Origin of the sequence: Paenibacillus sp. HB172176, from assembly GCF_011947265.1 — a bacterium.
GTDB lineage: Bacteria > Bacillota > Bacilli > Paenibacillales > Paenibacillaceae > Pristimantibacillus.
Window position 1 is genome coordinate 332,335 of the sequence record NZ_JAATHD010000002.1, and the last position, 24,215, is coordinate 356,549.

The window sequence follows — 24,215 nt, forward strand, 5'->3', positions numbered from 1 at the left end:
ATTTCTCTTCTGCGGTCGGCTGCGAAATCAGATCAATTCTTTTACAGGAAGCCATGCTCCGTCAAATATTCCGCCGTAAGCTTCGATTTTGGCGCAGCAGCAGCCGGCTCCAATCCGCGAAAATGCATGAGATGATCGACATATTTGCCAATAATGTCCGTCTCGATATTGACCGCGCCTCCCCTCTGCTTCGATTGCAGCGCTGTCTGTGCGAGCGTGTGAGGAATGATCGAGACAGAGAAAGCGTCGTTATCAGCGTCCACGACGGTTAGGCTGATGCCGTCCACCGTCACGGAACCTTTCGGGATGATGTATCGGAACAACCCGGGATCATCGGTCCGAATGCGGAATACAACCGCATTGGCATCCGAGTGCCGTGAAACGATTTTCCCCGTTCCGTCTACATGTCCCTGCACGATATGTCCGCCGAATCTTGCTCCTGCCTGCATCGCGCGCTCCAAATTTACGGGATCGCCATTCTTAAGCAGATGCAAGCCTGAGCGCTTATACGTCTCCGGCATCACATCGGCGGCGAAGGTTCCCGCATCGAAGGCTGTGACGGTCAAACAAACTCCGTTAACCGCAATACTGTCGCCGAGACTGACATCCTTCGTAACCAGACTCGCTCCAATTACGAGCTGCATCGCTTCTCCTTGCGTCGCTGTGAACTTCAATCGGCCTACTTCTTCAATCAAGCCTGTGAACATCTTCTCACCTTCCCCGCGTTGTCCGGATATCCGATGATGCAAATATCGGGGCCAATCATCTCCGATGTTACATCCCTGAGTCCGATAGCGTCATCCATTCTCTCAATTCCCGCAAAAGAAAAGCTCGATGGCGCATTCTCTCCGCCAATTATTTTCGCGGCAATGAACATATGAATCTTGTCAACGAGACCCGCCTCGAGCATGGCTCCGTTCAGCTTGCCGCCCCCTTCGAGAAGGATCGAACCAATCTCCAATTCGGCGAGAGCCTTCATCGCTGCAGTAAGATCAACCGCCTCCCCTGCGCCGCATGGAATAACCTCTACGCCGGCTGCCGTCAGCAGCTCACATCGATTGGAGTCCGCTCCTTCGGTCGTCAGTACGAGCGTTCTTGCGCTTCGATCTCCAACTACACGAGCTTCCAGAGGCAATCGAAGCTTTGAATCCACAACAATTCGAACCGGATTCAGAGCAGGAACATCCCCTCTTGTCGTAAGCAGAGGATCATCCGCGAGAACGGTGGCGATGCCCACCATGATCCCCGCATGCTGATGCCTCAGCACATGCACTTGCTCCCTTGCCTCAGGCCCTGTAATCCATTTGCTGTGGCCCGTCGACGATGCGATTCGGCCATCCAGCGTGCTTGCCGTCTTCAACGTGACGAATGGCAATTTCGTGCAGATCCACTTATTGAACTTCTCATTCATTTGCCGCGCTTCTTCCTCGAGCAGCCCGACCTCTACTGCAATGCCATGCTCGCGCAATCTGGCAATACCGCTTCCTGCCACGAGCGGATTGCCGTCGACGGCAGCAACGACGACTCTGGCTGCCTTCGCCTCGATGATGCGATCGCAGCAGGGAGGCGTCTTTCCAGTGTGACTGCACGGCTCCAGCGTGACATAGACGGTAGCGCCTTCCGCCTCCGGTCCGGCCATCTTAAGCGCGTGAACCTCCGCGTGGCCCTCGCCGCGCTTCAGATGGGTGCCGATCCCGACAATTCGGCCATCCTTCACCACGACACAGCCGACCATCGGATTCAAATCGGTCTGTCCGCTTGTCTTCCTCGCCATATCCAGCGCAAGCCGCATATAGAATTCATCATTCAAAGCCTCTAACAAAACAGAAAACCCCCTCTCCGGCATGCTTGCCGTCAGGGGGATAGGAAATGCGAGATAAACGATCGCTGTCGAAATAAACCTATTCACTTTGTGAAAAGATGCACAAAGAAATAAGCGCTAAAAATAGCACAGCTAACCGAAGTCTCTCCTTCTCCCATCCAGACTATACTGTCGGCTCCGGAATTGCACCAGATCCACCGTTCCGAATGTTGCGGCATAACGCCGCTCCAATCAGCCCGGGTCACGGACTGACGCATCGGCGAGGAAGCTGTCATAATGACATGCCCCTCGCCCATGCGATCACCGCCGGTTGGGAATTTCACCCTGCCCCGAAGGAAAGCTTATTGATTCAACTTTTAACTTACTAACTTATTGATAGTGTAAATCGTAGCATTAATTTTCGAAAACTTCAACCTTTTCCATCTTGTCTCCGCCTTTGAGCGCGTCAACAAACTCCATACCCTTCGTTACTTTGCCGAAAACGGTATGTCCGCCGTCCAGATGCGGCTGCGGTTGATAGCAAATATAGAACTGGCTTCCGCCTGTATTGCGACCGGCATGCGCCATCGCCAGCGTGCCGCGCTCGTGCTTGTTCGGATTGATTTCGCAGTCGATTTGGTAGCCGGGGCCGCCGGTTCCGTTGCCTACCGGGCAACCGCCCTGCGCTACGAAGCCTGGAATGACGCGATGAAAGGTCAGTCCGTTATAGAAGCCGGATCCAGCCAGCTTCTCGAAGTTTGCAACGGTATTCGGAGCATCCTGATCGAACAAATCCAGCTGCACCTCGCCGCCGCTTGCTAATGTAATTTTCGCTTTTTTTGACAAATTCATCCACCATCCTCTAATTCATAATACAACTACGTTACCAATATTACACTTATTTCGCAAGTGGCGATTTGAGCAGTCTGGCCGGAATCACATCGTTGCACACAATGTTGTCCAGCGACTCGCGCTTGACCGCGAGGTCCGCGTGTCCGTCCTTCACGAATACGACGGCCGGTCTGCGAATCCGATTGTAGTTGCTAGCCATCGCGTAATTGTATGCTCCCGTGCAGAATACGGCGAGCAAATCGCCCTTTTCAGCCTTTGGAAGCTCGAGATCCCAGATGAGCATATCGCCGCTTTCGCAGCATTTGCCCGCGATCGAGACCGTCTCTGCCTTCGCCTCATTGGCGCGATTCGCAAGTACCGCCTCATATTGCGATTGATACAGCGCGGGACGAGGATTGTCGGTCATGCCGCCGTCAACGGCGATGTATTTGCGAACGCCGGGAATATCCTTGCTTGTCCCGATTGTGTACAGCGTCGTACCCGCATCGCCGACCATGCTGCGGCCCGGCTCGACCCAGATTTCGGGCAGCGGATAGTCCGCTTCGCTGAAATTCGATTTGATCGAATCGGTAATCGCGCCCACATATTCACTGATCGGAAGCGGAGAATCTCCCTCCACATATCGTATCCCGAAGCCTCCTCCAAGATTGATGACCTTGAAGGTCAGTCCTAATTCCGAGCGAATGGACACGGCAAACTGAGCAACCTTGTCAACAGCCATACGGAAGCCTTCGACCTCGAAAATTTGGGAACCAATATGGGAATGCACGCCGAGGATAATCAAATTCGGCAGCTTCATGGCATGCTCGATTGCTTGCTTCGCCGCGCCGTTGCCAAGATCGAAGCCGAACTTCGAATCCTGCTGGCCGGTCGAAATATAATCATGCGTATGCGCTTCGACGCCCGGCGTAATGCGAAGAAGAATGTTGACCTTCTTGCCCTTCTCTCCCGCCAACGCATTCAGCATGTCGAGCTCCATGAAATTATCTGCAACGAAGCAGCCGATGCCTGCTTCAAGCGCCATTTGAATTTCGTCAGGCGTCTTGTTGTTGCCGTGGAAATGAATGCGTTCAGCCGGGAATCCGGCCTGAAGCGCCGTATATAATTCGCCGTCGGAGACGACATCGAGCGACAGGCCCTCTTGCTCGGCAATCGCGCACATCGCCATCACGCTGAACGCCTTGCTGGCGTAAGCGACCTGGAATTTCAAGCCGGATGCCTTGAATGCCTCCACATACTCGGAAGCGCGTTTGCGGACAAGAGCCTCGTCCACAATATAGAGCGGAGTTCCGAACTCCTTCGCCAAATCGGCCGTATCGCAGCCGCCGATTTCCAGATGGCCGTTTGCGTTAACTTTGCTGGTTCCATGCAGATACATTGCTTCCCCTCCGCTTTCCTCTATCCTGACATAGATAGACCTGTTATGATTTGCACCTATGTCATAAGTATAGCTTAAGTCCTCCTTCTCCGTAATGGATAAATCCACATTTCATTTGTATTTTTTCCGCCGCCCGGCATTCCTTCGCAAATTTAGTTCGTATCCGGCATCTTGTTTCGCTGCTGCGGTCTGAGCACATTCGGCCGGGTCCGGTTATGCAGCAGCGGCTTCCGAATAATGATGCTCCAGAGCGCCTTCGCGTCGAAAGGAATGATCGGCCACATGTAAGGGCGGTTCATCGAACGTTCGCAGACCAGCATAATCAGAATAAGCGTTGTACAGATCATCAATCCCGGCGCATTGAATAATGCGACCGCCACGAGCAGCACAAGTCTGACAATCCGGTTGGCGAGCCCAAGCTCGTAGCTTGGCGTTGCGAACATGCCGATCGCCGCGATTGCCATGTACAGAATGACTTCGTTCACGAACACGCCCGTCTGAACAGCGATATCTCCAATCAGAATCGCCGCGACCAGCGACATGGCGGTAGCCAGCGAGGACGGCGTGTGGACGGAAGCCATGCGCATGAGGTCGATGCCGACCTCGGCAAGCAGAAATTGAACGAACAGCGGCAGCTTGCCCGTCTTGTTCGGGCCTAGAAACTCGAGAAACGGAGGTTTGAATTCCGGATGCATGACGAACAGCAGCCACAGCGGCAGCATGAACAAGGAAGCGAGTATGCCTAGAAATCTCACCCAGCGCAAGTAGGTGCCGATGAACGGCGTCTGCCTGTTCTCTTCCGCATGCTGCATCAAATCCGTGTAAGTCGTAGGCAAGGTCATGACGCTCGGCGAGGTGTCCACGAAAATGGCGACATAACCTTCCAGCAAATGCGAGGCTACAGTGTCCGGCCGCTCCGAATAACGAACAAGAGGGAATGGATTCCAGCCGCGTTTGATCGTGGCCTCCTCGAGTTGCTTATCCGCGAGCGGAATGCCGTCTACCTTCACCATGGAAATTTTTTTCTTGATCGACTCCAGCAATTTTTTATCCACAATATCGTCGATATAGGCGATGCACACATCCGTCTTCGTGCGCTCGCCGATTTGCACAAGCTCATAACGCAGTTGAGGATCGCGAAGACGTCTGCGCACCAGCGAAATATTGACCATCAACGTTTCGATAAATCCGTCCCGGGCGCCTCTGACGACCTTCTCCAGCGACGGTTCTTCAGGCCCTCTCGCCGGAAAGCTCTTGGCGTCAATCATGATTGCCGTCGCTTCTCCGTCAATGAAGAACGCGGTGCCGCCCGCCAGCACGCTGGTCACCAGCTTCTCCCAATTCTCCTCCTTAGTCGCTTGGGATGCCGGTACGTACAAATCAAGGAAGGCATGAAGCGCGTCGCTGTCCAAGTCCTCCGGATGCAAATAAGTAAGTCTCTTCAGCACCTCGGTAAGCATCGTGCTCATCGCCAGTCCGTTCAGGCAGAACATGGCCGTCTTCTTCTCACCGAAGGTCATCTCTCTCACCACAAGATCAAAGCTCGTTTTGTAGCCCAGCTCGGTTTCCAGTCGATGAAGCACTTCATCCAGGCGGCTCGGTATGCGTTTCGCCCCTTCTCTTCCTTCTTCGGCGTTCATTTCCTTGCCTTCAATCGATTGATTGCCTCCGGAAGGATCCGAATCCTTTTTTTCGCCGCGAATCTCCTTACGCTCTTCGTGGCTTTCTGCTCCAAGGCTTCCTTCCTCTTGACGCTGCTGATCGCGATCCTCTCCTTCTCCAAGATAGGCTAGAAGGTTTTCAACAGAGTCTTCTTGCTCCCTTGCACGGTCCTGATTGCTCTCATGCCGATTGTCTCTCATCTGTGCGCACCTCTATTTCTTTAACGTAAATTTCAGTCCCTTACCACTGGAAATACAGCCAATCGAATAATGAGCCCATCGTCTTGCCGAGCACCATGGCCATGACAAGGGCAAGAATAAAGCGGGACAGTCGCAGCCGCTTGGCAAGAATCGGAAGCACGTTCATGACCTCCGTCAAAGCCGCAGCCAGCATGCCGACGAAGATGCCGTCGAACAAGCCTGGAACGGAGAGCGCCGCGAAGGCGGGAAGCCGCAGCCTCCAGTCCAGGAAATCCGCAAAGGTCCAGTAGAGCGAACCGCATATGATCGCCGTCTCGAACCAAATTGATTTCCTGAAAGCCCCCGCGAGCTGAGCAAGTCGCGGAATCAAATCGAATACGATAAGCAAGGCGACTAACCCGCTGCCGACCGCCAGACCGCCTCCAAGGCCCAATAACGCGATGAAGAGATGTTGCGCGAGCTCAATCATGCCGCTCCGCCTGCGATTGATTATATTGCGCTTTCTTGCGCATTTCGTCCGCTATGACATAAGCGTTCACATTCTCTTGATACATAAAGAGCTCCACCTCTAGCGGATTCGGCTCTTCATTGAACCTCTTGCGGAAGAGATGATTGAAGAATAACACCATCCCCAGCCCAATGCCGAAAGAATAGGGGATTTGGAACCATAGCGGATGCTGGGTCTTCTCTCCGGTAATCAACTCGACTATGCGGATATGCACGGCTTTCATGCTCACATCCGTATGGAAGTTCATAATAGCCAGACCCGCCCCGAAGAACAACAGCAGCCACGCCAGCACCAGTACGACATAACGCGGCTTCACTTCCTTCTCCGACACCATCAAGAGCACCTGAGGATCGCCGTAGGCCTCGATTGTCGCATTCGGCAGCGCCTGTCTTACGGCTTTGACGATTTGCAGCAAATCAATAACGACTCTGTTGCCGTCAGATTTGGCATGCTTGTAGATTTGGAGCTTATGCAGCATACGCTCCTTCTCGGGCTCGTCGGTCAATATTCTCGCAACTTGACCCAGTGTAATCAACTGCAGAGGCTTCATATAGATTCTTTTCTTCAATCGCAGATAGAGGACCGAACGGCTGTTTTCGCCCATCTGTCATCTTCCCTTCTGCCCGCCAAGAGCGAATGTCCGTCTTAGTATGAGGCAAGGAGGATAAGGATAATCATGAAAAGGCAAGAAAAAAGATCAAACCGCTATTGCGCGATTTGATCTCTAATATTTTGCAATATTTTTTTCTCCAGCCGGGAAACCTGCACCTGGGAAATGCCCAGCCTGCTGGCGACCTCGGATTGCGTCTTGTCCCTGTAATAGCGAAGATACACAATCAGACGCTCCCGTTCACAGAGACCTTCAATCGCTTCGATCAACGCCAGCTTGTCGAACCACCGCTCTTGGGAATCATCGGCGATCTGATCCATCAGCGTTATCGGGTCGCCGTCGTTCTCGAACACGGTCTCATGAATGGACGTCGGAGGTTTATTCGCTTCTTGAGCGAATACGACATCCTCCGGCGTGATGCCGAGCCGATCCGCTACCTCGGTAATGGTCGGCAGTCTCCCCAATGTTTTCGATAATTCATCCTTCATCTTCCGAACCTTATTCGCCGTCTCCTTCAATGAGCGGCTGACCTTGAGCGTGCCGTCGTCCCGCAAGAAACGCTGAATCTCTCCGATGATCATAGGCACCGCATAGGTGGAGAACTTGACATCGTAAGACAGATCAAACTTGTCGACCGACTTCAACAATCCGATGCAGCCAATCTGGAACAAATCCTCCGGCTCATAGCCGCGATTGATAAACCGTTGCACGACTGACCACACGAGCCGAATATTGCAATTAACAAGCGTATCCCGCGCTAGTGTATCGCCGGATTGACTCAATGCAATGAGGCGCTTGACCTCGGCGTCCTCCAGATATGGCTGAGCGGACTGCTTCATATTGACATCCATGACGCTCAACCCCTATGCCCTAGTTATAGAGCGCTTTTTTTGATTCGATACGCTTCATCATCGTGACATTCGTTCCGCCATCCAGCGAGCTCGACACATCAAAGCGATCCATGAAATTTTCCATAATGGTAAAGCCCATGCCTGATCGCTCAAGGTCCGGCTTCGAGGTATACAGCGGCTGTCTGGCAAGCTCCAAATCTTCAATGCCCTTGCCTTGATCGGATACCGTGATGGACACCGTGTCTTTCTGAATCGCCGCTGTAATCGTCACTTGACGCTCGGGATCATTGTCGTAGCCGTGAATAATCGCATTGGTCACCGCTTCGGATACCGCTGTCTTCAAGTCATTCAGCTCCTCCATCGTCGGATCGAGCTGAGAGACGAACGCTGCGACCGCCACGCGGGCGAAGGCTTCATTCTCGGAACGTGCGCTGAATGAAAGCGTCATTTCGTTATTTCCTATCATGACACCACCTCCAAACTGGATATCGCGTTATGCTCGTTGTCATGCACTGCAACAATTTTGAACAGCCCTGACAGCTCGAATAACCGACGGACACCCGGATTGATGTCGCATACAATCATTTTGCCACCCTTGCTCTTCACTTGCTTGTACCGTCCCAGAATAACGCCAAGTCCCGAGCTGTCCATGAATTGCAGCTCCTTCAGACTCAGAATGACATGATTGACGTTATCCTTCATCAGCGCTTCCTCCATCTTGAATCTGACGATGTTAGCGGTATGATGGTCAAGCTCGCCATACAGCCGCACAATGAGTGCGTTGCGGTAATGCTCCAATTCGATTTGCAGACTCATCTTAGCGCTCCAACTCCTTCATGGTTCTTGCCGGGATAAGACTAGCAATTCTCCAATGGAGGGAATGATTCCTGCCTGCCGACAAAACTAGAAGCATACCGCTACAAGGTGACAAAATATGAGACGTTGATCAGGAATGGAATAATCCGTAAGCCGAGCGTCCCAACAACTTCCACCAGCTCGCCTTAGCTACGGACTGAGGCGATTCAATCTCGAATTCCTTCACAACCTGTTCGTCTTGGTAGACCATCAGCTTGCCCAGCGATTGTCCTTGCTTGACCGGCGCCTTGATATTTTCGTTCAGCTTAAGCTCATAACGAATATTGTCTGTGGAGGCGCCCTTCTGAAGCAGCACGCTGTACGGACGATCAGCGGTCAATGCGATCTGGGACTCCATTCCTTTCTCGACGCGGACGGTGCCGATCGAATCTCCCTTTCCGACAATGGGATAGTTCATATATTGCGCGAAGGAATAATCGAACATCTGGGAAACCTCTTCGTTCCGCTGCTTCGTTGTCGGTTCTCCCATGACAACGGCGATCACCCTCATATTGTCCCGCTTCGCGGTTCCGGACAAGCAGTATTTGGCCTCGCTCGTATATCCGGTTTTCAAACCGTCAGCGCCGCTGTAAAATCTGACAAGTTTATTCGTATTGACGAGCCAGAACGGCTTCGGCGAAGATTTCCGAAGATAGTCTTGATAGAGTCCCGTATATTTCGTCACTTCTTCATGCTTAAGCAGCTCGCGCGACATGATCGCGATATCATGCGCGGAGGAATAATGACCTTGCACGGGAAGACCGTTCGGATTAACGAAATGCGTGTCCGTCATGCCGAGCTCCTTCGCCCGTTCATTCATCATCGCCACGAAATGCTCCTCCGTTCCTCCGAGCTTCTCGGCCATAGCAACGGATGCGTCATTGCCCGATGCGAGCGCAATGCCTTTGATCATATCGTCAACCGTCATTTCCTCGCCCTGCTCGAGGAAGATCTGAGAGCCTCCCATTGAAGCCGCATATTCGCTGGTGCGAACCTTGTCCGTCAATCGCAGCTTTCCGTCATCGAGCGCTTCCATGACAAGCAGCAAGGTCATAATTTTCGTAATGCTCGCGGGCGGCAGTCTGTCGTGGCTGTTCTTCTCGAATATGACCGTGCCGCTGTCCGCATCCATCAAGACGGCGGACAAGGAAGACGGCGCCAGATTCGGGCTCGGAGATGCGCCTGGCGAAGCCGGTTTCTCCTCCGCAGCGAACGCGGCGGCGGGCAGCGCAAGGCAGCATACTAATGCGATTGCGACAAACGATGTGGTTACTTTTTTCAAACGAAGTCCCTCCTGGATAAATTCGGTCTTATTTCCTTTTTAGTGTTCACATTTTCCATCAAAAATATTCCAATTCAACTTCATGCAGGAAAATGTCGCGAAGCCAATATTGAAATGCGAACAGCCTGCGCGGACCCGTACGGGTCTACGCAGGCTGTTCGGTGCTGCATCATCAAAGACATCCTTCTGTCAGTTGCTTACAAACGGGCTATCCCTTCCGAAGTGACAATAGACAGCAGCAGCGCGCCTGGATTCGGAACGCTCTGCTCAATAGAGAAGGATCCGGCAATATCCTCCGCAACGCGTTCTGCGCTGCTGCTCCTCTCCCTCAAAGACATAATGGCCAGTACATCGCCTGCTTGAACCTCATCACCGACCTTCCTTGCAAGCGTAACGCCTACCGCATAGTCTATCGCATCATCCTTTGTCGCCCTTCCCGCTCCCAGACGCATGGCCGACAGTCCAAGCAGCTCCGCATCAATGGCATGGATGAAGCCTGAGGAAGAGCTTCTTACTTCCATCGTGAACGGAGCCTGAGGAAGGAGCTCCGGCCGCTCAGCAATTCGGTCGTCGCCTCCCTGAGCCTTCACGAATGACTTGAATTTCGAGAGCGCCTCTCCGTTCAGAAGCTGGTTCATTAACGTCTTCTCCGCTTCTTCAAAGCACTCGAACTTACCTCCCAGCATGAGCATATGCGCAGCCAAAGCGACGCAAAGCCGGGTCAAATCCTGCGGTCCTTTGCCCTTCAAGGTCTCAATCGCTTCTTTCACTTCAAGCGAATTGCCGATTGCAAAGCCTAGAGGCTGGTTCATATCGCTTATAATCGCCGCTGTACGGCGGCCGACCTGCTCGCCAATGGAGACCATTGCTTGCGCAAGCTTCTCCGCTTCTCCGAGCGATTTCATGAACGCTCCCTTGCCCGTTTTCACATCAAGCATGATCGCATCCGAGCCCGCAGCCAGCTTCTTGCTCATGACGGAGCTCGCGATTAGCGGAATCGATTCAACCGTTCCCGTAACATCGCGCAGCGCGTATAGCTTCTTGTCCGCGGGAGCCAGATTGGCGCTTTGTCCAATGACGGCAATGCCGATTTCGTTCACCTGTCTGACGAACGCTTCCCGGTCAAGCACTGTGCGGAAGCCCGGAATCGATTCAAGCTTGTCCAAGGTGCCCCCGGTATGTCCCAGTCCTCTTCCAGACATCTTCGCTACGGGAAGTCCCAGCGATGCGACCAGCGGGGCGACGATAAGCGTCGTCTTGTCTCCAACGCCGCCCGTACTATGCTTGTCCGCTTTGATGCCGGCAATGGCCGACAGATCGATTTGATCGCCCGACTCTACGATCGCCGTCGTCAAAGCAGCGGTTTCCTCGGCTGTCATGCCTTGAAAGCAAATCGCCATCGCCCACGCCGAAATTTGATAATCGGGAATTTCGCCGCTGTTATATCCCGCTATCAGGAAGGAAATTTCATCCGCTTCAAGTTCTCCGCCATCTCTCTTCTTCCGAATTAAATCAACCGCTCTCACAGGTTTCCTCCTCAGGTGTATGCTTTGCTTATGTTCGTGCCGGCATGCGCTCCGACTGTACCCTTACGATGATTTCGTCCAGTGTTTGACTGAGCACCAGCACATCGCTATGAAGCAAATTCTGTTCTACCAATTGAGCCGTTTCGTTCATTTCATTGCGCAGCTGCTCCAGCTGAGCAAGCAATTGCTTGTCCATATCAAGTCCACTCCACCTATCTTTTCCACTTCGGGGGTATCCCTCTTAATAAGGACATTATACGACGAAGGGGTCAAAAAATACTGTCAGATGGAGTCGATCGAATTGTTACAATTATGTTACAAAAAACGCTACATTTTCGCGATAAATGCTGTAACAAGCCCTAGAAATTGGGACTTGACGCGTTCTGTTGTTTCCATCACTTCGCTATGCGACAAAGGCTGATCCAGAATGCCCGAGGCCATATTAGAGATGCAGGAAATGCCGGCGACTTCAATTCCCGCATGCCGGGCCGCGATAACCTCGGCGACCGTCGACATTCCGACAGCATCCGCGCCCAAGACGCGAAGCATGCGAATTTCCGCCGGCGTCTCGTAGGACGGTCCCATAAGGCCGGCATACACACCCTCTTGAAGCGGTATGCTGCTCTCTTCGGCAATTTCCAGCGCGAGCTTGCGCAGCCGCTTGCTGTAGGCCTCCGACATATCGGGAAATCTTGGTCCAAGCTGGGAATCATTCGCGCCAACCAGCGGATTTCGTCCAGTCAGATTAAGATGATCGGAAATCAGCATCAAATTGCCTGACGCATAGGATAGATTGATGCCTCCCGCCGCATTGGTAACGAGCAGCGAACCTGCGCCCAAAGCCTTCATAACGCGAACGGGGAAGGCGGTCAACTCCGGACCGTAGCCTTCGTACATATGGAATCTGCCTCGCATAAGCATCACGGCCCGATCTGACAATCTCCCCAGCACGAGCTCGCCGGCATGTCCTTCTACTGTCGATACCGGGAAATGCGGGATATCCTGATAGGGAATGATCACCGGCTGCTCCAACTGATCGCCGAGCACACCAAGACCCGAACCCAGAATCAGGCCGATTTCAGGCTTGATTGCGGTTATTGCGCTTATGTATTCAGCCGCTTCTTGAATATGGGCCGAGGTTATTGTATTCATCTTTTTAATCTCCTTTATGATTGATCTTTAGCATGAAGCATACTCAGAAAGCTGCTTCCGTTCGGCGGAGGAGGCGCATCGAAATTATCCGCGATCGTCGCGCCAAGATCCGCGAAGGTCGAGCGCGGCTGCAGCTCGCCTCCATTGCCGAAAGCAGGACTGTACAACAGAACCGGCACATATTCTCTCGTATGATCCGTTCCGGCGTAAGTGGGATCATTGCCGTGATCGGCCGTAATAACAAGCAAATCCTCCTGGGTCAGCTGCTCCAGCAGCGCGGGAACAGCCTGGTCGAATTGCTCCAAGGCTGCCGCGTAGCCCTCCGGGTCGCGGCGATGTCCGTACAGAGAATCGAATTCGACCAGATTCGTAAAGAGCAGACCGCGGAAAGGCTGCCCCAATCGCTCGATCGTTTGCCTGATGCCGTCTTCGTTGCTTACTGTGGAGGAGGCCTCCGTGATGCCCTCTCCATCAAAGATGTCATTAATCTTGCCGACAGCGATGACATCGAGGCCCTTATCCTTCAGCGAGCTGAGCACCGTCGGCTGCGGAGGCTTGACCGCATAATCATGGCGATGAGGAGTACGCTGAAAGCTTCCCGGCATCCCGATATAGGGCCTTGCTATGACGCGGCCGACCGCGAATCGTTCTTCGCTCGTAAGCCTTCTTGCCAGCTTGCATGCCTCGTACAGCTCCTCCAGCGGAATAATTTCCTCATGCGCGGCGATTTGAAACACGCTGTCCGCGGAGGTGTACACAATCCATGCTCCGCTTTTCATTTGCTCTTCCCCAAGCTCATCCAGGATAGCGGTTCCGCTCGCCGATTTGTTCCCAATTACCTTGCGTCCCGTTCCTCCCTCGAAGGCTTGAATAAGCTCTTCAGGAAAACCGTCCGGGAAGGTTCGGAAAGGAACCTCGATCTTCAGTCCCATCAGCTCCCAATGTCCGGTCATCGTATCCTTGCCTGATGAAACCTCCGCCATCTTCCCGTAATAGGCCGAAGACGACAGCTTCGGTTCATGACTCCAATCCGCAATGGGAGCGATTCGGCCGAGGCCGAGACTGCGCATATGCGGCAGCTTCAATGACGGAACTCGTTCCGCGATATGTCCTAATGTGTTGGAGCCCGCATCGCCGAAATCCGGCGCATCGGGCAATTCGCCAATGCCTACGCTATCGAGTACGATAACGGCTATTCTTCGAAATTTCATCCTCTGCCTCTTTTCTATTGACCGCGCAGCCTTGCCTTCAGAAGCATGCGGAATGAAGCTGCATGCTACGCTCTTGGATGCGCGCTTATGTATTGCTCCTTCAGTCTGCCTCTGGACAGCTGCGAATATTTCAAAGTTGTCGAGATATCCGAATGCCCGAGAAGCTCCTGCACCGTACGAACATCCGCTCCATTGTCGAGCAGATGCGCCGCGACGGAATGACGCAGCGTATGAGGGGTAATCTCATCCTCGATCTGCGCTTCGCGGGCATATTTTTTGATCATCTTCCAGAAGCCTTGTCTCGTCATGCGCGTTCCGAGATGGTTAAGGAACATCGCCGACTGGGAATCCCGGTCCGTTATTAATTGATCTCTTCCTTCGTCCAAATAGTCGGTAAGCGCCGTTCGAGCCGGCTTGCCTATGGGCACGATTCTCTCCTTCATCTGACTTCCCAAGCATTGAATGAAGCCAAGCTGCAAATTCAGATGCTCCACGTTGAGCGCGACCAGCTCCGACACCCGGATGCCGGTCGCATAAAGCAGCTCCAGCATCGCCTTGTCTCTCTTGCCTGAAGGATTGCAGGTCTTTGGCGTATCCAGCAATGCGTTCGTCGTTGCTTCTGTGATGACGTTCGGCGTCTTCTTCTCTTGCTTGGGCGATGCGATGTGCAGCGTGGGATCGCCGGGAATAATCCCGTTAAGAGTCAGATACAGGAAGAAGGCCTTAAGGGATACAAGATGGCGAGAAATCGTGGCCGTCTTCCTCCCCTGCTCCTTAAGCTCCAGCATATAACGGGAAAGATGGCTGCGTTGCACGTCGCAGACCTCAGCTATCCCTTGCCGCTCCAAATAGTGAAGGAACAAATTCAAATCCCGTTCATAAGAGGTAATCGAATTGTAGGAGAGTCTCTTCTCCTCTTTCAGATGATTCATGTAAGCGGACATATGCGTTCTCATCATAACTTCCTTTCAAGCTGCTTTCTTCTCCTGTCCAAAACATTCAACATTCGACGCGGCATTTCCTGCTTGAAGCTGCAACTATTCCCCGTACCAATAAAACCAGCGGAGCCGATCGGCTGAATTGCCGCCTTCCGGCGCTGCCGGGTCTGTGACGAACACTTTCATCGCATCCCCTTTCGGCTTCGCGTACGGATGAACGGGAGACACGACTTCAATGAGCCACCCGTAGCCTCCTGCGGCTAGCAGGAGCAGTGCAAAAAACAAAGCGATGAACAGCAGCCTGCTTGCCCATCTGCGCAAGGATACAACCATCGGACACCCTCCTATCCCTTCCTGCTATTAAGAGCCTGCTCCTAACAACTTATGAAGGACAAGCGTGGTTTATGAGCAGGAGCTTCGCATAGAAAGAGAGGGATTAGAAACATCCCGCTACCTGCGCGCTAAGGCTGGGGCAAGTTTCCAGTGGCACTGTCCGCCCAGTTCGAAAAGGATATATAATTCATGTTCGTCGCAGCCGCAACCTGCTCGTTCATGACCGTTCCTGCATGAGTGTTCACTCCGCGCTGCAGCGGCTTGCTCATCGTTACTTCATACATGCCGTGATTGGCTAATTCCAGCACATAAGGCATAGTGACATTCGTCAAGGCAAAGGTCGAGGTTCTCGGCACCGCTCCCGGAATGTTGGCGACCGCATAATGGATGACGTCATGCTTCACATAAATCGGATTCTTATGCGTAGTTGGCCTGTCGACCGTGGCGATCGACCCGCCCTGATCCACCGCGACGTCAACGATAACCGTCCCTTTTCGCATTCGCTTCACCATATCCTCGGTTACGAGGTGCGGCGCTTTGGCCCCTGGAATAAGCACCGCCCCGATGACAAGATCGGCCTTGCTGACCGCTTCCGCGATATGATACGGACTTGACATCAGCGTCCGGAGTTGTCCCCGGTGCATATCGTCCAGCGCTCGCATGCGATCTGCGCTTTTCTCGATGACGACGACATTCGCTCCCAATCCAAGAGCCATTCTCGCCGCATTAACGCCCACAATCCCTCCCCCGATTATGACCACCTCTGCCGGAGGAACTCCGGGCACGCCGCCAAGCAGCACGCCTCTCCCGCCGTTGAAGGCTTCCAAAAATTGTGCGCCCACCTGCACGGACATGCGTCCCGCAACCTCGCTCATCGGCGTCAGAAGGGGCAGACTGCCGTTATCCAGCTGTATCGTTTCATAAGCGATCGCTGTCACTTGCTTTTCGACCAGTTCCTTCGTCAGCCCGGGAGAGGCCGCAAGATGAAGATACGTGAAGAGCAGCAAATTCTGCTTGAAATAGCCATATTCCTCCGGAAGCGGCTCCTTCACCTTCATAATCATATCCGCCGCAGCCCATACAGCCGCAGCTGAATCTTCGATCGAGGCGCCTTCACGCAAGTAATCCTCATCGGGAAAGCCGCTTCCTTCCCCCGCGCTTTTCTCGACAACAACCTGATGTCCTGCCGCGACAAGCATGGTCACTCCTGCCGGCGTTATCGCAACGCGGTATTCGCTCTCCTTGATTTCCTTCGGAACGCCTATAATCATTTCAGCTCGCCTCCATATTTATAACTTCCTCAGCGATACCTTATCCAGCTTGCTCCCTATTTATGCCGCGCCATACTTCATCCTATGTGCGACAAGACGATGCGGAAGAATTGAAAAACGACCGCGATCCCCGTCAATCGGTTCACACAGTCGTCTATTTGGATGAGTCCTTGCTATCTTCTCTATCTTCTTGTTTTTCCTTCTCTCTGCATCTGCGGCAAACGCCTTGAAAATCCAGTCGATGATCCACGACAAAGAAGTTGAACTCCTTCTCCAGACGTTCCTCAAGCGGAAGCAGCCAGTCCTCCTTGATCTCGTCCATCGCTCCGCATTGCACGCAAATCAGATGATGATGATGATGCTTGTTGCTGTCCGTACGCAGATCATATCTGGCAACACCGTCACCGAAATTCATCTTCTCGACAACATGCATCTCGCTGAGCAGCTCCAGAGTTCGATAGACCGTCGCAAGCCCGATATCGGGAGCGATGTCTCTTACGAGCATGAATACATCCTCGGCGCTTAAATGATCTTCCTCGTTCTCCAGCAGTATGCGCACGGTTGCTTCCCGCTGCGGGGTCAGCTTGTAGCCCTGCGACTGTAATTGTTGCTTTATCTTCTCAATCCGGGCTTCCATAACTCTCCCCCTACGATGGTCCAACACATTAAAGCAGAAATAACTTCAACCCATTATAGAGGCTAAAAGGCTTCAAAGTCAAACCTTTTGACATCACGCGAGGGGAGCGGGCGGCTCGAGCAACGAGACAGCCCAACTGATGAAGGAAGGAGACACATACGCCTCGAACAGCGAGACACCCGCCAACAGCAGCAACATCAGAATGACCGTGGAAGCGAGCGAGCCCAACTGAGGCATGAGCTCGCCGCCCTTCTGCAGCAGCCTGTGCTTAATCAAAAACAACGAGAACGAAATCGCCGCTCCGCTCGTAATGATTATGGCGGGCACGATGACCACATTTTGCGGCGCCACGGCCGCCATGGCAATCAGAATACCCTTCCAGGCATACTCGCTGACAATCGCACCTACCGAGAAGCCTACCAGAGTTCCTTTCAAAAAATTCAAAATTAATATCCCCGGCGATCCAATAACCGTAACTCCGAGCACGCCGATCAGTATAATCCATTTCATGTGAAAGAAAAACCGGTTCCAGAATATCTCGGTTTCGCTCATGCCAATCCCTGTACCCGATATATCCATATATCTTTGAAGCTCCGCTGTCAAATCCTGCTGTTGCTCGAAGGTCAGCGCATGGAAGAGCAAAGCGCCGAACATGCCGCCGACCAAGAAGAGAACAGAAACGAATACGTACAAATTCAGATGGGTTTTCACCAGCGCTTGTCCCTCCTAAGCAGAATGGCCGATCCGAAGCCGGCAGACAGCCAAGCTTGCAGCCTCTCCCTTAGGATATGTCGGGACAAGGACGGGTATGATGAATCTTTATCCTTGCCATTGCCCACGCGCAATATATAGCTTCCAGGCGTACACGGCAAGCACGGTCTTCGCGTCGTCAATACGCCCTTCCGCCAAATACTTCTCCGCTTGCTCCATCGTAATAGCCTTCACGATCAATTCTTCGTCCTCATCCGGATTCTGAACGCCTTGTTCAAGCTCATCCGCAAAATAGAGATAGAGCTTCTCGTCCGCAAATCCCGGCGATGTATAGAACGAGTTAAGGAGGGTCAATTTTTTCGCGCGATAGCCCGTTTCCTCCTCCAGCTCCCTGGCAGCCGCCTCCATCGGATCTTCACCCGAATCGAGCTTGCCTGCGGGAATTTCGATCAGACATTTCTCAAGCGGCTTTCTGAATTGCTCCACAACCAGCAACTTTCCATTCAGAAGCGCCATTACCGCTGAAGCCCCCGGATGCTTGACAATTTCCCTCGTCGCATGTTTGCCGTTTGGCAGAGCGACAGTATCTACTTGAAGCGAAATCATTTTCCCCTTGAAAATTTCGTCGGATTTCACCGTTTCTTCCCTATTAAGCTCACTGTTCGAGTCCGTGTTCATGCGCATCCCACCTCCGCTGCTTTTCTGGCATAACTTGTCCGTGCCGTTCATATCATGGTCTATAACCTTTGGATCGGAGTGATTATGAATGAAACAATATATATCGCATCGACACTTGCGTCTTGTCGGCAAAGGCTGGGAGCTGCGCCATCAGCTGCGAAAGCTTGCCTCATCCGCCGAAGGCGCATCTCTGCTCGCTCATCTCACTAACTGCCGCTCTTCTATCCGTACTCAGTCCGGCTCCTCCATCGCGATCGATCGAAAAAACCGGGCATGGCGCAAGCTTAAGCTGGCAAAGAAGCGGCTTGTTGAATAATTGAAACGACCAGTTCAGCCACCTTCGCCAAGTCATCCGCTTTGATCTGTTCCTTGGTCGTATGGATATGCTCGTACCCAACAGCCAGATTAACCGTAGGCACGCCCAGCCCGTTAAAGACGTTCGCATCGCTGCCGCCTCCCGAATGGAAAGTTCCCGGCACAGCGCCAATCGCCTCAATCGCCCTGCTAGCCAGTTGGACGACAGGATCGCTGTCGTCATACCGATACGCCGGATAGACAAGCTCGCTGTCGAATTCAGCCCGCGCGCCATGCTCCGCCGCCGCAGACGCGACCGCATTGCGCATGGCCTCAACCTGCGCGTCCAGCTTATGCTGGACGATGCTTCGAGCTTCCGCGCTCAGCAGTACATAATCACAGACGATATTGGTCGCGCCGCCCCCTTCGAATCGACCGATATTGGCTGTTGTCTCTTTGTCGATCCTGCCAAGCGGCATCTTCGAGATCGCCTTCGAAGCAACTTGAATAGCGCTGATGCCATCTTCTGGATTCACGCCGGCATGGGCTGATTTGCCGAACATCTTGATCGTAATCTTCGCCTGAGTTGGCGCGGCTACTGCAATATCTCCAATTTTGCCGTTCGAATCCAGAGCATATCCGAATTTCGCCTTCAGCTTCGTTCGATCCAGCGACCTCGCTCCGAGCAAGCCCGATTCTTCTCCGACCGTAATGACGAATTGAATCCTTCCATGAGAGATTCCCTGCTCCTTCACGACGCGAATCGCTTCAAGCATTGCCGCAATCCCCGCTTTGTCATCGCTTCCGAGAATCGTCGTGCCGTCGCTGCGGATGTATCCGTCATCGTCAAGCTGAGGCTTGATGCCTTTGCCGGGCGCAACGGTATCCATATGACAGGTGAAGAAGATCGTACCCGCATCGGCATGCTCGCCGAATCCCTCCAGCATCGCGAACAGATTGTTCGCGCCATGACCCGTCTTGGCAGCCGCATCATCTTCGCTGATGGCGAGGCCGAGAGCCTCGAATTTTTGTTTGAGCACCTTGCTGATTTGCTCCTCATGCTTCGTCTCGCTGTCAACCTGCACGAGCTCCATGAATTCCTGAATCAATCTCTCCTTTTGAATCACAGGGCTTTCCACCATCCTTCCGTTTCGTATACAATAGCAAGACAGGCATCTTGCTTCATGCCCATACTATTCTCTCCAAGGAAAGGAGCTTTCTTCACTATGCGTCAACAAAAAATCGTCCGCATTGTCGCCATTGTCGTGGTGTCCGCTCTGGTTATCTCCACTTTGCTGGCCGGAATCGGCTCATTATTCGGCAGTTAAGGTTCAATCTTCCTTACAGTTTGCCGAATTCCTTCTGGAAATAAGGCAGCAGTTCCATGGAGGCTTCCTCGACGGATAGAGACAATCCGGTCAAATCATTAAAGGATGTCACGCCGTATTGCTGAATGCCGCAAGGCACAATTCCCGCGAAGCCTTCCGCCGCAATGCCGGATTTAATATTGAGCGCAAAGCCGTGACTTGTTATAAAGCCTCTGCGATGCTTCGCTTTGTTGAATTTCACGCCAATCGCGGCTATTTTCTCGTCACCGACCCACACCCCTGTATATTCCGGCTTTCTGCCCCCTTCTATACCATATTGCGCGAGCCAGTTGATGATAACCTGCTCCAGCTTTCGCAGATACGCGTGCAGATCAAGGCCGACCGCATCCAGATAGAGCAAGGGATAACCGACCAACTGTCCAGGTCCATGATAGGTAATATCGCCGCCGCGATCAATCTGGAACAGCGATATGCCCCGTTCGTTCAACTCGTCCTCGCCGAGAAGCAGATGCTCCGGATGCTTGTCCGAGCCCATCGTATAGGTGGGCGGATGCTGAAGAAGGAGAAGCGTCTCCGGACGCTCCTCCTTATCGATTTCCTTCACGTATGTCTTCTGCAGGTCCCATGCTTCCGCATACGGAAGGGTGCCCAAATAATTCGCTTCAATGATTCTGGTCTCCGTCGTCATGCCTTCGCCTCCAGCCATGTTGTACTCCATACCTCTTAATACAGCTTGCTCTCCAGATTGAAGCTTTCAAGATTATCCTTCACCCGCTGCAGAAATCTGCCGCATATAACGCCGTCAAGAATACGATGGTCGAGAGACAAGCAAAGATTCGCCATGGACCGCACAGCAATCATGTCGTTGATAACGACCGGGCGCTTCACGATCGATTCGAAGGTCAGAATCGCCGCCTGCGGATAATTAATGATCGGGTAGGAAAGCACGGAGCCGAAGGAACCGGTATTGTTCACCGTGAACGTACCGCCCTGCATATCGGACAACGAAAGCTTCCCTTCCCTTGTCTTGCGAGCCAGCTCATCAATTTCCTTGGCCAGGCCGGCTACGTTTTTGTGATCCGCATTTTTGATAACCGGCGTCAGAACCGAATCCTCTGTGCCCACCGCAAGCGAAATATTAATATCGCGCTTCACGATAATCTTGTCAACCGCCCAAGTGGAATTCATGATGGGATAATCCTTGATTGCGTTGACGACAGCCTTGAGGAGGAATGCCAGATAGGTCAAATTAATGCCTTCCCGCTTCATGAATTCATCCTTCAGCTTATTTCGCAGCATGACCAGATTGGTGACATCCACTTCGATCATCGTCCATGCATGCGGAATTTCGCTGGCGCTATGCTTCATATTTCTCGCTATCGTGTTGCGCAGCGGCGTCACATCGATAAAGGTCTCGCCGCGACCCGGATTCGAGCCGTTTTCCACCTCAATCTTCGGAATGCGCGGTGTTTCGGACAGATGGATGCCAGAGGAACGCACCTGCGACTTCGGATCGAAGGAAGCGGCAGAGCTGCCGACTGCGGATGTTTGCTTCGGCTTGGATGCGGCAAACGCAAGCACATCCTTCCTGGTAATCCGTCCCCCGAGTCCTGTTCCGGGAACATCCGCAAGACGGATGCTGTGCTCCGCGGCCAGCTTCTGAACAGCAGGCGAGAAACGATTGCGCATCGGCGCGTCTTCGTCGAACTCGACAGTCTGCTGCTCAACTCGAACATCCGACGCCGCGGACTCCCGAACGTCCGAATCGCTTGCGCTCCCGCTATCTGAAGAGGAAGAAGGCAGCTGACCTTCCGTCTCAATGATGCATACAGCCGTCCCGACAGGCACAGTTTCGCCATTGCCTACAAGTATCTTCCGCAAGGTTCCCGACACAGTCGACGGCAGCTCTGCGTTGACCTTGTCCGTCAATATCTCGCAAATCGGCTCATAGATGTCCACATGATCTCCGGGCTGCTTCAGCCATTTATCGATTGTGGCGGATACTAGCGACTCCGCCAGTTGAGGCACGGCAATCTCTATCATTGTTTTCAATCCTATCAACTCCCAACTGATACCCATGCTATTCGCGCATAATGAATAAATTAATATTGCGCCAGCTTTCGCATTGCGGTTATAACCTTTTCTTTGTTCAGCATGAAAAACTTCTCTCCCGGCGGGTTGATCGGCATGGCGGGCACATCGGGTCCGCACAGCCGCATGATCGGCGCATCAAGCTCGTAGAGCAGCTCCTCGGAGATCATCGCGGCTACTTCCGCGCCGACGCCGCCTGTCTTGTTGTCTTCATGAACAATAAGCACTTTCCCCGTTCTGCGAACCGCCTCGAGAATCGCTTCCTTATCGAGCGGCTGCAGTGTTCTCAGATCGAGAATATGCGCGCTGATACCCTCTTCCTCAAGCTCCTTGGCAGCCTGTTCAACGAAGACCAGCGGCATGCTGTAGCCGATAACCGTAATATCTTCGCCTTCTCGCAGTACATTCGCCTTGCCAATCTCGACAATATAATCCTCTTCGGGCACTTCGCCGTTAATCAGCTTATAGCATTTCTTGTTCTCGAAGAACAGCACAGGATCTTCATCGCGTACCGCCGCCTTCAACAAGCCCTTCGCATCGTACGCCCGGTATGGCGCGACAATCTTGAGACCCGGCGTGCCGAAGAAGACCGATTCCGGACACTGAGAATGATAGAGCCCGCCGAATATCCCTCCTCCGATCGGTGCGCGAATCACGAGCGGACAGCTCCAGTCATTATTGGAGCGGTAACGGATCTTCGCCGCTTCGCTTATGATCTGATTCGTCGCCGGGAACATGAAATCCGAATATTGCATCTCCGCTATCGGCTTCATCCCGTACATCGCGGCGCCGATCGCGACTCCAGCTATTGCGGACTCCGCCAGCGGAGTATCGAGAGACCGCTCCTCTCCGAACTGCTCGCTGAGGCCTTTGGTCGTGGTGAATACGCCGCCCTTGGCTCCGACATCCTCGCCAAGAACGAAAACATCCTCATCCCGTTCCATCTCTTCCTTCATCGCCAATCGAATGGCTTCAATATAATCCATAACCGCCATCAGCGTCTGCCTCCTTGCTCCATGTCATTGGCGTATACATGCTGCAGAATCGACTCCGGCGCGGGAAATGGCGCTTTATCGCCGTATTCGGTTGCTTCATCAAGCTCCTTGCGAATTGCGAGCTGCATCTCCGCATCCTGTTCCTCGCTCCAGATACCGCAATCGATCAAATATTGCTTGAACAACGGAAGGCCGTCTTTGCCCCGATGAAGATCAACCTCTTCCTTCGTACGATACGCAAGATCATTGTCGGAAGTGGAGTGAGGCGACAGGCGGTACATCATCGCTTCGATCAAAGTCGGACCGCCGCCGTTCGCCGCTTTCTCGCGTGCCTTCTTCACGATGCTGAATACCTCCAGCGCGTCATTTCCATCGACCCTCACGCCATCGAAGCCATAGCCCTGCGCCCGATCGGAAATTTTCCCGGCAACCTGCTTGTTCAGCGGAGTGGAAATCGCATATTGATTATTTTCGCACATGAAGATGACGGGCAGCTTATGTACGCCCGCGAAGTTGCATCCCTCGTGGAAGTCGCCTTGATTGCTCGAGCCTTCGCCGAACGTCACGAAGCTGACGAAACTTTTCCTCTTCATCTTCGACGCCAGAGCAAAGCCTACAGCATGCGGCACCTGAGTCGTCACGGGACTTGAGCCTGTCACGATTCGAAGCTTCTTCGAGCCGAAGTGTCCCGGCATTTGACGTCCGCCGCTGTTAGGATCCTCCGCTTTCGCGAAAACGGACAGCAGAAGCTCTCTGAGGGTCATGCCGACCGACAAAACAAAGCCATAGTCGCGGTAATACGGCAAGAAATAATCCTGCTCCCGATCGAGCGCGAAGGCCGCCGCTACCTGCGCCACCTCTTGGCCAATGCCGGAAACATGGAAATTGATTTTGCCAGCGCGCTGCAGCAGCAGCATTCGCTCGTCGAACTTTCTGGCGGCATTCATAATCCTATACATATCAATAGCTTGCTCATCGCTTAATCCTAAGGCGGAGTGACGATTATCATTCTTCGTTGATGCTTGGGCCATAAAGATATTCCTCCTTATTC

The 24,215-nt window shown here is 53.0% G+C and carries 28 protein-coding genes and 1 riboswitch; of the genes, 2 read left to right on the top strand and 26 right to left on the bottom strand.

The window, feature by feature from the left end:
- Window positions 1–41 precede the first annotated feature (41 nt).
- The 21 genes from ribE to HFP08_RS04025 form a co-directional block, all read right to left on the bottom strand.
- Window positions 42–707 (bottom strand): riboflavin synthase, encoded by a 666-nt coding sequence (gene ribE, locus HFP08_RS03925; RefSeq protein ID WP_168119203.1) that lies wholly within the window; start codon window positions 705–707, stop codon window positions 42–44.
- Window positions 692–1,822, bottom strand: a complete 1,131-nt coding sequence (gene ribD / locus HFP08_RS03930; protein WP_168119204.1) for a bifunctional diaminohydroxyphosphoribosylaminopyrimidine deaminase/5-amino-6-(5-phosphoribosylamino)uracil reductase RibD — start codon at window positions 1,820–1,822, stop codon at window positions 692–694. The genes ribE and ribD overlap by 16 nt, the downstream gene beginning before the upstream one ends.
- A 142-nt stretch (window positions 1,823–1,964) precedes the next feature.
- A riboswitch (FMN riboswitch) is annotated at window positions 1,965–2,163 on the bottom strand.
- A gap of 52 nt (window positions 2,164–2,215) precedes the next feature.
- On the bottom strand, window positions 2,216–2,647 hold the full coding sequence (locus HFP08_RS03935; protein WP_168119456.1) for a peptidylprolyl isomerase: 432 nt from the start codon (window positions 2,645–2,647) through the stop codon (window positions 2,216–2,218).
- Window positions 2,648–2,699: 52 nt separating this feature from the next.
- Complete coding sequence (lysA, locus tag HFP08_RS03940) at window positions 2,700–4,031, bottom strand: diaminopimelate decarboxylase (RefSeq protein ID WP_168119205.1); 1,332 nt, start codon at window positions 4,029–4,031, stop codon at window positions 2,700–2,702.
- Window positions 4,032–4,183: 152 nt separating this feature from the next.
- Window positions 4,184–5,893, bottom strand: a complete 1,710-nt coding sequence (locus HFP08_RS03945; protein WP_168119206.1) for a spore germination protein — start codon at window positions 5,891–5,893, stop codon at window positions 4,184–4,186.
- Window positions 5,894–5,933: 40 nt separating this feature from the next.
- Window positions 5,934–6,362, bottom strand: coding sequence for a stage V sporulation protein AB (locus HFP08_RS03950; protein WP_168119207.1), 429 nt, complete (start codon window positions 6,360–6,362; stop codon window positions 5,934–5,936).
- Window positions 6,355–7,005, bottom strand: coding sequence for a stage V sporulation protein AA (locus HFP08_RS03955; RefSeq protein ID WP_168119208.1), 651 nt, complete (start codon window positions 7,003–7,005; stop codon window positions 6,355–6,357). Before HFP08_RS03955 ends, HFP08_RS03950 begins: the two co-directional genes overlap by 8 nt.
- Window positions 7,006–7,106: 101 nt before the next feature.
- Window positions 7,107–7,862 carry an RNA polymerase sporulation sigma factor SigF gene (gene sigF / locus HFP08_RS03960; RefSeq protein ID WP_168119209.1) on the bottom strand — a complete coding sequence of 252 codons (756 nt, stop codon included), beginning with the start codon at window positions 7,860–7,862 and terminating at the stop codon, window positions 7,107–7,109.
- Between the two features lie 19 nt (window positions 7,863–7,881).
- Complete coding sequence (gene spoIIAB / locus HFP08_RS03965; RefSeq protein WP_168119210.1) at window positions 7,882–8,328, bottom strand: anti-sigma F factor; 447 nt, start codon at window positions 8,326–8,328, stop codon at window positions 7,882–7,884.
- Window positions 8,325–8,678 (bottom strand): anti-sigma F factor antagonist, encoded by a 354-nt coding sequence (gene spoIIAA, locus HFP08_RS03970; protein WP_168119211.1) that lies wholly within the window; start codon window positions 8,676–8,678, stop codon window positions 8,325–8,327. The genes spoIIAB and spoIIAA overlap by 4 nt, the downstream gene beginning before the upstream one ends.
- Window positions 8,679–8,808: 130 nt before the next feature.
- On the bottom strand, window positions 8,809–9,999 hold the full coding sequence (locus HFP08_RS03975; protein WP_168119212.1) for a D-alanyl-D-alanine carboxypeptidase family protein: 1,191 nt from the start codon (window positions 9,997–9,999) through the stop codon (window positions 8,809–8,811).
- A gap of 197 nt (window positions 10,000–10,196) precedes the next feature.
- The gene (locus tag HFP08_RS03980; protein ID WP_168119213.1) at window positions 10,197–11,525 is read right to left on the bottom strand and encodes a pyrimidine-nucleoside phosphorylase; all 1,329 of its coding nucleotides are present in this window, start codon (window positions 11,523–11,525) and stop codon (window positions 10,197–10,199) included.
- Window positions 11,526–11,553: 28 nt separating this feature from the next.
- Window positions 11,554–11,721, bottom strand: coding sequence for an aspartyl-phosphate phosphatase Spo0E family protein (locus HFP08_RS03985; protein ID WP_168119214.1), 168 nt, complete (start codon window positions 11,719–11,721; stop codon window positions 11,554–11,556).
- A 131-nt stretch (window positions 11,722–11,852) separates the two neighbouring features.
- Entirely contained in the window at window positions 11,853–12,677 is an 825-nt protein-coding gene (locus HFP08_RS03990; protein ID WP_168119215.1) for a purine-nucleoside phosphorylase, read from the bottom strand.
- A 14-nt stretch (window positions 12,678–12,691) separates the two neighbouring features.
- Window positions 12,692–13,888, bottom strand: a complete 1,197-nt coding sequence (locus HFP08_RS03995) for a phosphopentomutase (RefSeq protein WP_168119216.1) — start codon at window positions 13,886–13,888, stop codon at window positions 12,692–12,694.
- 65 nt (window positions 13,889–13,953) lie between these two features.
- Window positions 13,954–14,847, bottom strand: a complete 894-nt coding sequence (xerD, locus tag HFP08_RS04000; RefSeq protein WP_346768715.1) for a site-specific tyrosine recombinase XerD — start codon at window positions 14,845–14,847, stop codon at window positions 13,954–13,956.
- A gap of 78 nt (window positions 14,848–14,925) precedes the next feature.
- Window positions 14,926–15,159 (bottom strand): DUF4227 family protein, encoded by a 234-nt coding sequence (locus HFP08_RS04005; RefSeq protein WP_168119218.1) that lies wholly within the window; start codon window positions 15,157–15,159, stop codon window positions 14,926–14,928.
- 128 nt (window positions 15,160–15,287) lie between these two features.
- Window positions 15,288–16,430, bottom strand: a complete 1,143-nt coding sequence (ald, locus tag HFP08_RS04010; RefSeq protein ID WP_168119219.1) for an alanine dehydrogenase — start codon at window positions 16,428–16,430, stop codon at window positions 15,288–15,290.
- A 154-nt stretch (window positions 16,431–16,584) separates the two neighbouring features.
- On the bottom strand, window positions 16,585–17,067 hold the full coding sequence (gene fur, locus HFP08_RS04015) for a ferric iron uptake transcriptional regulator (RefSeq protein WP_168119220.1): 483 nt from the start codon (window positions 17,065–17,067) through the stop codon (window positions 16,585–16,587).
- A 93-nt stretch (window positions 17,068–17,160) separates the two neighbouring features.
- Window positions 17,161–17,778 carry a stage II sporulation protein M gene (gene spoIIM, locus HFP08_RS04020; RefSeq protein WP_240941064.1) on the bottom strand — a complete coding sequence of 206 codons (618 nt, stop codon included), beginning with the start codon at window positions 17,776–17,778 and terminating at the stop codon, window positions 17,161–17,163.
- A 108-nt stretch (window positions 17,779–17,886) separates the two neighbouring features.
- Complete coding sequence (locus HFP08_RS04025; protein WP_168119221.1) at window positions 17,887–18,456, bottom strand: NUDIX domain-containing protein; 570 nt, start codon at window positions 18,454–18,456, stop codon at window positions 17,887–17,889.
- A gap of 88 nt (window positions 18,457–18,544) precedes the next feature.
- Here HFP08_RS04025 and HFP08_RS04030 point away from each other — a divergent pair, with 88 nt between their 5' ends.
- Window positions 18,545–18,772 (top strand): hypothetical protein, encoded by a 228-nt coding sequence (locus tag HFP08_RS04030; protein WP_168119222.1) that lies wholly within the window; start codon window positions 18,545–18,547, stop codon window positions 18,770–18,772.
- Here HFP08_RS04030 and HFP08_RS04035 read toward each other — a convergent pair.
- The gene (locus tag HFP08_RS04035; RefSeq protein WP_240941065.1) at window positions 18,741–19,877 is read right to left on the bottom strand and encodes a M20/M25/M40 family metallo-hydrolase; all 1,137 of its coding nucleotides are present in this window, start codon (window positions 19,875–19,877) and stop codon (window positions 18,741–18,743) included. The two genes, HFP08_RS04030 and HFP08_RS04035, sit on opposite strands and share 32 nt — an antisense overlap.
- Window positions 19,878–19,976: 99 nt before the next feature.
- Between HFP08_RS04035 and prli42 the strand changes: the two genes are divergently transcribed.
- Window positions 19,977–20,078 (top strand): stressosome-associated protein Prli42, encoded by a 102-nt coding sequence (gene prli42, locus HFP08_RS04040; protein ID WP_168119224.1) that lies wholly within the window; start codon window positions 19,977–19,979, stop codon window positions 20,076–20,078.
- A gap of 13 nt (window positions 20,079–20,091) precedes the next feature.
- Here the strand turns inward: prli42 and lipB are convergent, their stop codons facing one another.
- The 4 genes from lipB to HFP08_RS04060 are packed head-to-tail and all read right to left on the bottom strand — an operon-like array spanning window position 20,092 to window position 24,195.
- The gene (gene lipB / locus HFP08_RS04045) at window positions 20,092–20,766 is read right to left on the bottom strand and encodes a lipoyl(octanoyl) transferase LipB (protein ID WP_168119458.1); all 675 of its coding nucleotides are present in this window, start codon (window positions 20,764–20,766) and stop codon (window positions 20,092–20,094) included.
- Window positions 20,767–20,801: 35 nt separating this feature from the next.
- Window positions 20,802–22,121: a dihydrolipoamide acetyltransferase family protein gene (locus tag HFP08_RS04050; RefSeq protein WP_168119459.1), complete on the bottom strand. Its 1,320-nt coding sequence runs from the start codon at window positions 22,119–22,121 to the stop codon at window positions 20,802–20,804.
- Between the two features lie 59 nt (window positions 22,122–22,180).
- Window positions 22,181–23,164: an alpha-ketoacid dehydrogenase subunit beta gene (locus HFP08_RS04055; RefSeq protein WP_168119225.1), complete on the bottom strand. Its 984-nt coding sequence runs from the start codon at window positions 23,162–23,164 to the stop codon at window positions 22,181–22,183.
- Window positions 23,164–24,195: a thiamine pyrophosphate-dependent dehydrogenase E1 component subunit alpha gene (locus HFP08_RS04060; RefSeq protein WP_168119226.1), complete on the bottom strand. Its 1,032-nt coding sequence runs from the start codon at window positions 24,193–24,195 to the stop codon at window positions 23,164–23,166. The genes HFP08_RS04055 and HFP08_RS04060 overlap by 1 nt, the downstream gene beginning before the upstream one ends.
- Between the last annotated feature and the right edge of the window lie 20 nt (window positions 24,196–24,215).